The 12229-nt window shown below is 60.4% G+C and carries 12 protein-coding genes; 1 reads left to right on the top strand and 11 read right to left on the bottom strand.

Annotated elements, in window-relative coordinates:
• The 11 genes from B5G06_RS04930 to B5G06_RS04880 all read right to left on the bottom strand — a co-directional run bounded on the left by B5G06_RS04930 (position 1) and on the right by B5G06_RS04880 (position 10919).
• Entirely contained in the window at positions 1–885 is an 885-nt protein-coding gene (locus B5G06_RS04930) for a 3-keto-5-aminohexanoate cleavage protein (protein ID WP_087187980.1), read from the bottom strand.
• A 104-nt stretch (positions 886–989) separates the two neighbouring features.
• On the bottom strand, positions 990–2003 hold the full coding sequence (locus B5G06_RS04925) for an enoyl-CoA hydratase/isomerase family protein (RefSeq protein ID WP_087187979.1): 1014 nt from the start codon (positions 2001–2003) through the stop codon (positions 990–992).
• Positions 2004–2043: 40 nt separating this feature from the next.
• Entirely contained in the window at positions 2044–3060 is a 1017-nt protein-coding gene (locus B5G06_RS04920) for an enoyl-CoA hydratase/isomerase family protein (RefSeq protein WP_087187978.1), read from the bottom strand.
• 47 nt (positions 3061–3107) lie between these two features.
• Positions 3108–4280, bottom strand: a complete 1173-nt coding sequence (locus tag B5G06_RS04915) for a thiolase family protein (RefSeq protein WP_087187977.1) — start codon at positions 4278–4280, stop codon at positions 3108–3110.
• Position 4281: 1 nt separating this feature from the next.
• Complete coding sequence (locus tag B5G06_RS04910; RefSeq protein ID WP_087187976.1) at positions 4282–4932, bottom strand: CoA-transferase; 651 nt, start codon at positions 4930–4932, stop codon at positions 4282–4284.
• A gap of 13 nt (positions 4933–4945) precedes the next feature.
• A complete protein-coding gene (locus B5G06_RS04905; protein ID WP_087187975.1) occupies positions 4946–5599 on the bottom strand; it encodes a CoA transferase subunit A in 654 nt (217 codons plus the stop codon).
• A 1-nt stretch (position 5600) separates the two neighbouring features.
• A complete protein-coding gene (locus tag B5G06_RS04900; RefSeq protein ID WP_087187974.1) occupies positions 5601–6830 on the bottom strand; it encodes an L-lactate MFS transporter in 1230 nt (409 codons plus the stop codon).
• Positions 6831–6841: 11 nt separating this feature from the next.
• Positions 6842–7804, bottom strand: coding sequence for a 3-hydroxyacyl-CoA dehydrogenase family protein (locus B5G06_RS04895; protein ID WP_087187973.1), 963 nt, complete (start codon positions 7802–7804; stop codon positions 6842–6844).
• A gap of 268 nt (positions 7805–8072) precedes the next feature.
• Positions 8073–8357, bottom strand: a complete 285-nt coding sequence (locus B5G06_RS04890) for a hypothetical protein (RefSeq protein WP_087187972.1) — start codon at positions 8355–8357, stop codon at positions 8073–8075.
• Positions 8341–9618 (bottom strand): DUF362 domain-containing protein, encoded by a 1278-nt coding sequence (locus B5G06_RS04885; RefSeq protein ID WP_087187971.1) that lies wholly within the window; start codon positions 9616–9618, stop codon positions 8341–8343. Before B5G06_RS04885 ends, B5G06_RS04890 begins: the two co-directional genes overlap by 17 nt.
• Before the next feature lie 29 nt (positions 9619–9647).
• The gene (locus B5G06_RS04880; RefSeq protein ID WP_087187970.1) at positions 9648–10919 is read right to left on the bottom strand and encodes an MFS transporter; all 1272 of its coding nucleotides are present in this window, start codon (positions 10917–10919) and stop codon (positions 9648–9650) included.
• A 199-nt stretch (positions 10920–11118) separates the two neighbouring features.
• On the opposite strand from B5G06_RS04880, the gene B5G06_RS04875 reads away from it, so the two are divergent.
• Positions 11119–12072, top strand: coding sequence for a LysR family transcriptional regulator (locus B5G06_RS04875; RefSeq protein ID WP_087187969.1), 954 nt, complete (start codon positions 11119–11121; stop codon positions 12070–12072).
• The last annotated feature ends 157 nt before the right edge of the window (positions 12073–12229 follow it).

The following is a 12229-nucleotide window of genomic DNA, read 5'->3' as shown; positions in this document are numbered from 1 at the left end:
TCAGTCGATCCCCAGAGCGGCGCGGACCTTCTCGCCGTCAAAGGCGGGGATGCCTAGGATCTGGCGGGCCTCGGCGGGGGTAGCGGGGGTATTGCCGAAAGCCTTGACAGCGGCCACGGCACGCTCCACCAGCATATGGTTGGTGGCCATGATCTTCTTGCCGTTCTCGTCCACGCCAAAGACCACATTGTCCTCCATGCCCACACGGATGTGGCCGCCCAGGGCCAGGGCCGCGAACATGATGGGCAAATGACCCTTGCCCACACCGAAGGCGGACCAGGTGGAACCGGCGGGGATGTGATTTACCAGATAGAGCAGGTTCTCCACGGTGGCGGGCATACCGCCCAGCACGCCCAGGCAGAACTGATAGTGGCAGGGAGTGGGCAGGTGGCCCTTCTTCACAAAGTAGTCGGTGACACCCAGCATACCGGCGTCAAAGATCTCGATCTCCGGCTTGGTGCCCTTCTCCATGTACAGGTCGCCCAGCTGCTGGAGGAACTGGGGGGAGTTGATGAACACACCGCCGGGCATCCAGTTGAAGGAACCAGCGTCGTAGGAGCCCATCTCAATGCCGGGCAGCTCCTTGTGGTGCGCCATACGCTCCTCATCGGTGGCGGGATGCTGGGGAGAGGCGCCGGAGGAGGTGCAGTTGATGATGACGTCACAGTCCTTGTGGCTGCGGATCAGGCAGATGGTCTCACGGAACTTCTCCTTGTCCATAGCGCCCAGGCCGTCGTCGGCACGCATATGCAGGTGGACCACAGCGGCGCCCAGCTTCCAGGCGTCATAGGCCTCGTCGGCGATCTGCTGGGGGGTCTCGGGGATCTTGTAACCTGCGGGGGTGACCGCGCCGGTCAGCGCGGCGGTAATGATGGTCTTTGCCATTTCAGTTCCACTCCTTCTTCATGGTTCCGCGCCGGCTACCGGCACGGTTTGGGAAACAGGTATGGGAAAAAGAGGCCGGATACGGCCCCTTCTTCCCTGTTGGATTAAAATTCGTAGCCTTCCGGCTCGTTGCTGTGCTCAAAGACGAAGGGATTCTCGATCTCTCCGGCCTTGACCTTCTGCCACCACTGGTTGGCCTTCTGGGGCATGGTGCGCCAGCTCTCGGCGGTCTGAGGCTGCTCCATGTCGTGGGTGGCGTAACGCCAGTCGTTCACGCGGCTGATGTACTTCTCATCCTGCTGGGCGGAATTCTCGTCGCCCAGCTCCCCGGCGGCCACCCGCAGCAGAGAGCCATACTGCTCAGACACGGTGTGCAGCTTCAGGTCCTCCACCAGCAGCTTCTTCAGAGGACGCTTGGCCAGGTTGGACATGATGGTGCGATTCTCGTAGGGCATGGTCTTCCACATCCGGGCGATCTCCCAGGCCCGCTCCAGCACCTTACCCTTGGGCAGCACCTCGTTGACCATGCCCCAGTCCAGCATCTGCTGGGCGGTGAACTGGCGGGAGGTCATCATATAGTAGTTGCCCCGCTTGGTGCCGAAGAAGTGCTGGCACATCAGGCCCATGCCGTCGCCGGGCACCAGGCCGCCCTGAGCGTGAGGCACCTCCATCTTGGTGTCCTCGGAGCACAGGGTGATGTCGCACAGCATGGCGGAATCCCAGTGGAAGCCGGGGCCGGGGATGGCGCCGATGGTGGGCACATCCAGATCAAAGATCATGTTCTTGATCAGGTTGGTGTCGTCAAAATACTGGTGCTGGAACCGCTCGGTGGGCAGCTTGGAGTAGGTCTCCCAGCCGTTGGCGTCCGACTCGATCATCCAGTTGTCGCCGATGTGGGTATAGATAATGATCTCGTTCTTGTAGTCCAGGCTCAGCCAGCGGGTCAGCTGGCTCATGGCCCGGTGGGACATACCGCTGTGGTGCATGGGGCCGTCGTTGGTCTTCCAGGTGACCTGGACGATGCCGTCCTCCCGCTTCAGGTCCGCAAAATCCTTGAACCACTCTTTATACTCGTCAAACTCGGGCAGCTTGACGTAATCAGCCATAGGCTTTCCCATTACAGTAACCTCCAATATGTAAATTGTTCCGGTCTTTGGCTTACTTCTCGTCGGGACGATAGGGCTTCACCGGGCGGTTGGGATCGAAGGGGTTGACCTCCCGACCGGCCTCCACTTCCTTGAACCACTCGATGGGCTTGGTACGGAAGCCGGCCCAGCTCTCCCGGGTGGGGGGCTGCTGCATCCAGTCGTGGCAGTAACGCCAGTCGTTGGTCTGGCTGATGTACTTCTCGTCCTGCTGGGCGGCGTTGCGGTCGCCCATGTCGCCGGCGGCGATGCGCAGCAGAGAGCCGTACTGCTCGGACGCAGTGTGCAGCTTCAGATCCTCCACCAGCAGCTTCTTCAGAGGACGCTTGGCCAGGTTGGACATGATGGTGCGGTTCTCGTAAGGCATGGTCTTGAGCATCCGGGCGATCTCCCAGGCGCGGGCCATAACCTGATCCTTGGGCACCACTTCGCTGACCATGCCCCAGTCCAGCATCTGCTGGGCAGTCCACTGACGGGCGGTCATCATGTAGTAGTTGCCCCGCTTGGTGCCGAAGTAGTGCTGAGCCATCAGGCCCATGCCGTCGCCGGGCACCAGGCCGCCGTGGGCGTGGGGCACCTCGATCCAGGTATCATCGGAGCAGATGGTGATGTCGCTGAGCATGGCGGAGTCCCAGTGGAAGCCGGGGCCGGGCAGCACACCGATGGTGGGCACATCCAGATCGAAGATCATGTTCTTGATCAGGTTGGTGTCGTCAAAATACTGGTGCTGGAACCGCTCGGTGGGCAGCTTGGAATAGGTCTCCCAGCCGTTGGGATCGGACTCGGTCATCCAGCTGTCGCCGATGTGGGTGAAGATGATGATCTCATTCTGGTTGTCCAGGGACAAGATGCGCACCAGCTGGCTGATGGCCCGGTGGGACATACCGCTGTGGTGCATGGGGCCGTCGTTGGTCTTCCAGGTCACCTGCAGGATGCCGTCCTCACGGTACAGGTCCGCGAAATCCTTGAACCACTCCTTGTACTCGTCCAGCTGGGGGAGCTTCACATAATCGGCCAAAGGCTTACCCATAATCAATACCTCCATAAAATGGTCAATATAATAATTGTTGTGTCAATTTATTCCGCTTTGAAGATACCGGCCGCGCCCATGCCGCCGGCAATGCACATGGTCACCAGGGCGTACTTGCCGCCGGTGCGGTGCAGCTCAGAGATGGCCTTGCAGGACAGTACCGCGCCGGTAGCGCCCAGAGGATGACCCAGAGCCATGGCGCCGCCGTTGGGGTTGACCTTGGCGGGATCCATGCCCAGCTCCTTGATGCAGGGGCTGACCTGAGCGGCAAAGGCCTCGTTGAGCTCGATCACGTCCATATCGTTCACGGTGAGGCCAGTATACTCCATCACCTTGGGCACGGCGTAGATGGGACCCAGACCCATATAGGCGGGGTCCAGACCGCCCACGCAGAAGCCCAGGAAGGAGGCCAGAGGCTTGATGCCCAGCTCAGCGGCCTTGTCCCGGCTCATGAGCACCAGGAAGGCGGCGCCGTCGCTGGTCTGGGAAGAAGTGGCGGCGGTGACCCGGCCATTCTCCCGGAAGCAGGGCTTCATGGAAGCCATCTTCTCCATGCTGGTGTCACGGCGGATGCCCTGGTCCTTGTCAAAGACGATGGGATTGCCCTCGGCATCCACGCCGGGCAGAGGAATGATCTGCTCGTCAAAGTAGCCGGCGTCCTGGGCATGGGCCGCCTTCTGATGGCTGGCCAGGGCCAGAGCGTCCATCTCCTCCCGGGTAACGTTGTACTTCTCAGCCACATTCTCAGCGGTCTCGCCGTTGGAGATGTACTGATTGGGGTCGTGCTCCAGCAGCCAGGGGTTCATGTCGCCGCTGCGGTCCAGAGTCATGGGCAGAGCGGTCATGGACTCAATGCCGCCGGCCACGATGCAGTCGGCCTGTCCGGCCTCAATCTGCCAGGCAGCCAGGGCCACAGCCTGGAGAGAGGAGGAGCAGAAGCGGTCCACGGTGAGTCCGCAGGCGGTGTAGGGCAGTCCGGCCCGGGCGGCCACCAGGCGGGCGGGGTTGAGGCCCTGCTTGGCCTCGGGGATAGCGCAGCCCAGGATCACATCCTCCACCAGAGCGGGGTCCAGCTGGGGGATCTTCTCCATAACACCCTTCAGCACCAGGCCGCCCATGTCGATGGGATGAAGCTGACGCAGAGCGCCCTTCTTACCGGATTTAGCTACAGCGGAGCGGCCGTAGGCCACGACCACTGTTTTGCTCAGCGGTTTTGCCATATCAATCTTCCTCCATTACAATCAGATCAGGGGCCACCAGAAGCTTAGGCTCCACAGCGGCCTGAATTTCTTCCACGGTATGGCCCTTGCGGATCTCGGCCAGCACCAGACCCTCCGGGGTCACGTTGATGACACAGCGGTCGGTAACGATGTGGTCCACGCAGTGGATGGCAGTGAGGGGCATGGTGCACTGGTTCACCACCTTGGGCGCACCGTTTTTAGCCACCAGATCCATGGCCACAATCACCTTCCGGGCTCCGTTGCACAGGTCCATGGCGCCTCCCATGCCAAAGGCACGACCGGGAGAAGCCCAGTTGGACAGATCACCGTTGGCGGATACCTGAAGGCCGCCCAGCACGGTGGCAGCCAGCCGACCGGACCGGATGACACCGAAGGACATGGCCACATCGAAGGCGCTGGCGCCAGGGACAGGGATAAAGTTCACGCCGCCGGCGTTGACGAACCGCTCGTTCATCATCAGGCCCTCATTCACTGTGGCGCCGATGCCGATAAAGCCATTCTCGCTCTGGAAGAGTACCCCTTCGGCGGCATAGCTGCCGCAGAGGCTGGGGATACCGATGCCCAGGTTGACCACGTCGCCGGGCTGGAAGTAGGCTGCAGCCCGCTTGGCGATAAAGTTTCTGTTGTCCATCTGCTCCCCCTCCTTACACCAGAATCATGTCCACGAACATACCGGGCACCTTCACTTCGTCCGGGCCGATCTCACCCAGGTCGCAGAAGTGATCGCACTCCACGATGGACAGGTCGGCACAGGTGGCAATGACCGGATGGGAAGCATGGCCGCTGCTGCCACGATAGGCCAGATTGCCCAGAGGATCGGCCTTCCGGCAGCGGGTCAGCGCCACGTCGGCGTGGAGCGCGGTCTCCAGCAGGTACTTCTGGCCATTGACCTCAATAACCTGCTTGCCCTCCTCCACCACGGTACCCAGGCCGGTCTTGGTGAGCACGCCTCCCAGGCCCATGCCGCCGCAGCGGATGCGCTCGATGAAGGTACCCATGGGGATAAGCTCGGCCTTCAGAGAACCGTCCTGAATACGGGCGTTGGTGCGGGGATTGGTCCCCACATGGGTGGTGATCATTTTGTCCACCCGCCCGGCCTCAATGATGCGGCTGATGCCCATGCCGGGGTCGCTGGAATCGATGGAGTACACCGTCAGATGCTTGGCCCCGCTCTCCAGCACACAATCAATCAGCCGCTCCGGCATATAGTTGTTGGTCTGGCCGCCGATGGCGATGGTCTGGCCGTCCTTGAAGCTGGCGATGATCTGCTCCATGGTACGTACTTTACTTAGTTCCATATCATTCTCCTTTGCGGGACACAGGTTTCAGGAATCGGGAGAGGACCAGGCCCACCGCTGCCAGCACCGCGGCAGTGACATAGGCTCCGGTATAGCTTCCCCCTCCCATGGTTTTAAAGGTAGTGGCCAAACTGGGCCCGATCAGGCTGGCCAGACCGAACACCACATACATCACACCGTAGTTTTCCGTGATGTACCGGGGGCCGAACATCCGGGCGGTGAGGGGTGTGAGGATGGAGGCCAGGCCGCCATAGCAGGAGGCCGCCACGCCCATCAGCACCAGCACCAACACCTCCTGCCCCACCACGGCCAGCAGGCCCATGGACAGGATGCACAGCACAAAGACCGCACCAGCGGTATTGACCAGTCCCAGCTTGTCCGACAGGCTGCCCCACAGGAAGCGCCCGGCCATGTTGCAGGCGGCAAACACGCTGACGAAAAGGGCCGCTCTGGAGGAGGAATAGCCCAGGGACTGCTGGAGGATGGGAGAGGCCTGGCTGATGACGATGACGCCGGCCACCAGGCTACAGGTAAACACCACAACCATCTTCCAGAAGGTTCCGGTACGCACCATCTGGCCCCGTCTCAGGTCGGCGGCCCCTCCCTGCTCCCCCCTGCTCTTGGGCGCCATAGCGGCCTGAAAACCCTCGGGCGGATCAATCAGAAGCAGGGAGCCGACCAAAATAATTACGGCAAAGAGGATGCCCAGCACCTGAAAGGCCCGGTCCATGCCCACACCCTCCATCAGCGCCGCGGCGGTAGGGGCCCACAAAATGGCGCCTGAGCCGTAGGCGGCGGTGCCCAGTCCGGAGGCCAGTCCGGATCGGTCCGGGAAGAGGCGCACCACATAGGCCATCATGCTGGGGTAGATGAAACCTACGCCCAGTCCGGAGATCACACCGTAAAACAGATAGAGCTGCCAAATCTGGTTCATCCATCCCGTCAGCAGCAGTCCGCCGCCGAAGAGAATCGCACCTACGATCACACCGGCCCGGGTGGACATACGGCGGATCAGTCCGCCGAAGATCAGAGGCGCCATGGTGGAACACAGTACCGTAATGGTATAGGCCAGGGCCACGCCGGAGTCAGCCCAGCCGAAACGAGTCACAATGGGGTTTTGCAGCACGCTCCAGGCGTAGCCGAAGCCGGCGCAGACACAGATCACCATGGCGGAAATGAAACAGACCCAGCGCCGCCGGGTAAACGCGGTAAAATCCTTCGGGAAAGTCATGAAACCTCCTCTTACAGCTTGCGGTGGAGTTTCAGCAGCTCAATGAGCATCTGATCCCGATACTTGGCGCAGTCCTCATTGGTGTGGCCGATGTGATCGGGGAAATTGGCCATCTCCTTGTCCACACCGGGCTGAGCCACCTCGGCCCAGTTGTCGGGCTGATGGGTCCAGGAAGCCATGTCAGCCAGCCAGCGGTCGCCGGAGTTGCCCAGCATCTGCACCATACCGGTGAGACCGCCGGGGTTGCCCAGCTGCATGATCATGTTGTGGCCGAAGATGGCCCAGCGCAGGCCGGGGCCGTATACCAGGGCCTTATCTGCGTCCTCTACGGAGCACACGCCCCGCATGACCAGATCCTGCACCTCACGGTAAAGGGCCAGCTGGAGCCGGTTGGCAATAAAGCCGGGGCACTCCTTGCGCAGCAGCACCGCCTCCTTGCCGATGGACTGATAGAAGTCGTAGGCCAGCTGGAGCAGCTCCGGATCGGTCTTGTCGCCGGAGGTCAGCTCCACCAGGGGAATCAGGTGAGGGGGATTGTAGGGGTGGGCACCCACGCACCGCTCCGGGTGAGCCGCCTGGGCTGCGATATCACTGACCAACAGGCCGGAGGTGGAGCTGGCATAGATGGCGTCGGCGGAAGCATACTCCTCCACCTGGGCCAGGATAGACCGCTTGATCTCCAGCCGCTCAGGGCCGCTCTCCTGGATGAACTGGGCGTTCTTCACCGCCTCTTCCATGGAGGTGGTCAGCTTCACCCGGTCGGCGATCTCCTGCCGCCGCTGGGGTGTCACTGCCTTGAACTGCTCCAGGGCATCCAGGCTCTTGTGCATCTGAGCCTGACTCTTGGCCAGCTGCTCGTCATTGATATCGTACAGAACCACATCCAGGCCCTTCATGGCAAACTGAATTGCCCAGCTGGAACCGATCACACCGCCGCCCACACAGGCCACTCGCTTGATCTCTTCCGGTTTCATATGTAAATCTAGCTCCTTTCACTGTGTAACCCGGCGGCGTGCTGGCGCCGGCGGTCCGTTGGGACCCAGGTTCGAGAATAGAGTCAGAGCCCTGGAAAGACACTCTTTCAGGGCAAGCTGACTCTGTTCCCGCGCAGGGCGTCCCGTTCTTGGATTTCAAAGCCCTGCGCCCTGCCGGGGCGTGATCCCATCCCGCCCCGGCAGAACATCTGTGGAATTATAGCGGAGGCCTGTATCCGAACGGGTTCAGGCCTCCCCTTCCCCGCTCTCAGCTGCAGTGATAGCGCAGGCTGGTGGCGGCGCGCACCATCTCGTCCCAGTTGGAAAACTGGGTGCTCTCCTTGACAAAGCTGTCCAGCAGAAGGGGCGCATAGACGATGGTATCCGCCTTCCAGTTGACCATCACCGCACTGGAGAATTTGAACCCGTCAAAGTTCTCAAAGCGGGTGTTCCGCTGCATGAATTCGTCGGTAAAGATATCCTCCAGCAGCTTCATCAGTTCCGGTGCGTTCCCCAGGAACACATAGCCCTGATTATTATTTGTTGCTTCCATAGAACTTCTCGGCCTCTTTCTCAACATAGCCACGCCAGGCGGGAGCGTCGTCTTCCATGCGCTGGCGGATCCAGGGCATCAGCTCGGGCTGGCCGGTGACAGGCTCCTTGCGGACAACGGTCATGTACAGGGAACCCTCTCCGGGGGGGCAGCCGGGCAGGAAGTAGGCATCGGGATGCTCCTTCAGATGCCGGCGGGTACAGTTGCCGTGGAGGATGATCTGCTTGTCGGGGGTGTTGGGATCCAGCTTGTTGTCGCAGCCGGCCACAACGGTCATGCCCTTGTTCTCATCGTAGATGCCGATGGCCTTCAGGGTCTCCATGTTCAGGGTGAGCAGAGCCTGGCAGCTGGAGCAGGCGCCGTCGCAGTGGACGTCATACTCGGGCCAGCGGTTGCGGATGTCCTCCAGGTAGGGGACCCACATCTTCTTCTTGCAGTCGTCCAGCTTGTCGCCCACTACCTCGATGTTCTCCTGGTTGGTGGTGCCCAGACCCACCTCGTCAGCCACCTTGAAGTAGCTCACGCCGTCGGGATCGATGCCAACCAGCTCGCAGGCAATGCGGTCCAGAGCCACAGGGTCCTTGGAGCCCATGACGCAATCCAGCTCGATGGGGGTGGGAGTGTGGGGGGAGTAGCCGCTGGCGGCGCTCATCACGTCCATGATGTTCAGGTCGGGCCGGCAGACGCTCCACACATCCATCATGGCCATGGTCAGGTTCTGGCGGTGCATGGTGGTGTGGACCTGATCCTGCACCACACCCTTGATGTTCTTCAGAGCGCCGGAGAACACCATGCTGGCGTGGGCCTTCAGGATGGGCAGGTTGATGATGTGCTCGGCCTCCAGCAGCAGCCGGGGCAGTTTCACATGGCTGATATTGGAGCGGTAGTCCCGGACGGCAACATTGATCAGGTCCTTCTCCCGCTTGATGTCGTAGAGCTCAACGCCCTCCTCGGCAGCCATCTTGGCGATGCCGCAGGCCTCGTAGCACTCCATGGTATCGCAGCCCACAGCGGCGGACTCGGCAATGACGATGCGCTTGGGATTGGCCTTGCGCACCTCGTGGATCACGGCGCGGACGGTCTCGGGGTGGGTACACACGGCAAACTCGGGGGGAGCCGCGTGGCCGGCGTTGGGCTTGAGAATTACGGTGGTGTTGGGCTTGATGAGGTTGGTGACGCCGCCCAGCATATCAAAGACGCGGGTTACATTTTCCTGAACGTCCATGCCGTGGGCAAGGGCTACAGTAGAGTTCTTGCTCATAGGGTTACCTCCTTTTGTATTTGGACCGCTCACTTTTTATGGGCGGCCATGTAGTCCTGGTCATACTTGTGATCCTGCAGAGCCAGAATCAGCAGGATGGAAATAAAGGCCAGTACCGCGAAAACGATGTAAGCCACGCTCAGGCTGTTGAACAGCTGCTTGATCAGGCCGTTGACAGCAAAGTTGAGCATGAAGATGATGCTGGTCAGGGGGAACACCACGCTGTTGACCTTGGCGTAGCCCACCCGGCCGAACACGGAGCCGGGAACGGAGTTCATCAGGTTGGGAGCGGCAGCACCCAGGAAGCCGATGATCACCAGGGACACCCACACCAGAGGCATGACGCCGCTGACGTTACACAGCATGGCGATGATGTACAGAACGCCGGTGAGCACGCCCGCCTTCTTGATGCCAAGTTTAAACACGATGCGGCCGAAGATCACCGAACCGATGATGCCGATCACAGCGATGGCGCTCATAACGCCGGTGGCCATACCCAGATCCATGCCCACCTCCATGTTGCGGGAAACCAGCTGGGTCATAATACCCATCTGAACCAGCATCAGCAGGCCGGTGGCAAACACACACAGCCACACTTCCTTGGTCCGCAGCAGCTTGCCGGTGGTCCAGCCCGCATCGGAAACCTCGGGGGGCTTGGTGGAGTAGTTGGCCTTGAACTCGGCCTCAGTGACGTTATCGGGATACAGGCCTCGCTCAGTGGGGGTATTGCGCAGCAGGATGGCGCCGATCACGCCCACCACCACAGCCACAATGCCGCAGATCATGGAGCTGGTGCCGATGCCCATGGCGCCCACCATCACGGTGAGCAGGGGGACGAAGAGCATGGTGCCCAGATTGGAACCCATGGCCACAACGCTCATGGCCTGGCCCTGCTTCTTGGGGAACCACATGGCCACCAGGGTACCGATGCCCACAAAGGAGCCGGCGCTCAGGCCGCCGCCCACGCAGCACATGGCGATGAGATACATGGGCACGTTCACGGCGTTACCGGCAGCGATGTGACCCAGGCCCGCCAGAATCAGGCAGCCGGCAGCCACCTTACTGGGGCCGATGCGCTGATTCACCTGACCGGCCACGATGGCCACCAGAACGCCGATTACGCCGGCAATGGAGTTCATGGTAAGGATCAAACTTTGATCCACGTTCAACTTTTCCGCTACCGCGGGAGAGATCACGTTGGTGCCGTCGGCAAAGAAGCCGCCGTTGCTGAAGAAGATCAGCAATCCGAAGATCAGCAGAAACCAACCCCAGGCACCAAAGCCTCGCTTCGTTTGTTCCATACTTTCACATTCCTTTTATACACATTCCATCTGGGCAGACCGGACAGCTCCGCCTGCCCTTCCCTCTTGCGTAGCATTGCCTGACGTTCCGGATCGTCTTGGAGCGATTATCAGTATAAGCTTTACAAGCATTTTTGAAAAATATATAATGTTTACAGCAGTATAAACAATTCATATACTTACCAGGAGGAAACTTGGCATGGAACTTTCACAGCTTCGGTACTTTTCTGCCGTAGCCCAGTTGGGTAATATGTCAAAAGCAGCCGAGACCATGTTTGTGTCCCAGCCCAATCTGAGCACTTCCCTGTCCCGGCTGGAGGAGGAGATAGGAGTCCCGTTGTTTGAACGCAGAAGGGGTAAGATCACTCTGAATCAGAGCGGTGAGTGCTTCCTGCACTATGTGGACCATGCTCTGTCCGCCCTGGAAAAAGGCGTGCAGGAGGTACGCAATCTCAATGCCGACCGCCCGGAAGCGCTGTCCATTGCCTGTATGGTGGACGATACCATCATGCTGCAGCAGTTCCTGCTGAAAAATCCGGATATCAGCCTCAACCACCAGCGTGCCGATCTGCCCTCCGTCACCGCAATGCTGGAGCGCCAGGAGGTAGACCTGGCCCTCACCGTATTGGAGCCCCCGGGAGACGATCTGGCCTTTGAGCGACTGTACGAATGTGAGTTTGTGCTGTTGCTCAATCGTGCCCATCCCCTGGCCGGCTGCCAGAGTATCAGCCGCCAGCAGTTGGCGGGCGAGCACCTGGCCATTGACGGTTCCCGGGTCAACCGGACCACCTTCTGCGCCGCTGAAGAAAAAATGGGAAACAACCCCATCATCGACTACGATGTGCGGCACCTGGAACTGCTGCTCTCCCTGGTGGAGGCAAACCGCTGCATCTCCATTGTACCGTCAGTGAAATACCGGGAGCTGCGGCTGCTGGGCAAGCACAGCGACGTGGTCTGCCGGCCCTACTCCGACGGCGCACCGGTGGCCTATTTCGGCATCGCCTACCACAAGCGCCGCCCGCTGAACGCTCAGGGCAAGCGCTTTCGGGACTTTGTGCGCGACTATATGCAGGGTATTGACCGGGCCTATGAGGCACTGATAGAGCAGGTCCGCTCCGAGATTGCGGACGGTGTATCCCAGAGCACCATCTGATCTGAGCGCATATAAAAAGCCCCCGCTGAGGACCATTTGTGAAGTGACCCCGAAAAGTTAGACAATATTTTCTTGAAGAAATTGTTCAAGCAGCCGAAAGGGCTTGTTGTCTGTGAATAGCAGGCGGCAAGCCCTTTAGCTTTGCCTTAATGCGTCG

The sequence above is a fragment of the Flavonifractor sp. An52 genome (genome assembly GCF_002159385.1).
GTDB lineage: Bacteria > Bacillota > Clostridia > Oscillospirales > Oscillospiraceae > Flavonifractor > Flavonifractor avicola.
Note: the sequence above shows the minus strand (reverse complement) of the source record. Positions and strands in the feature narration are given on the sequence as shown.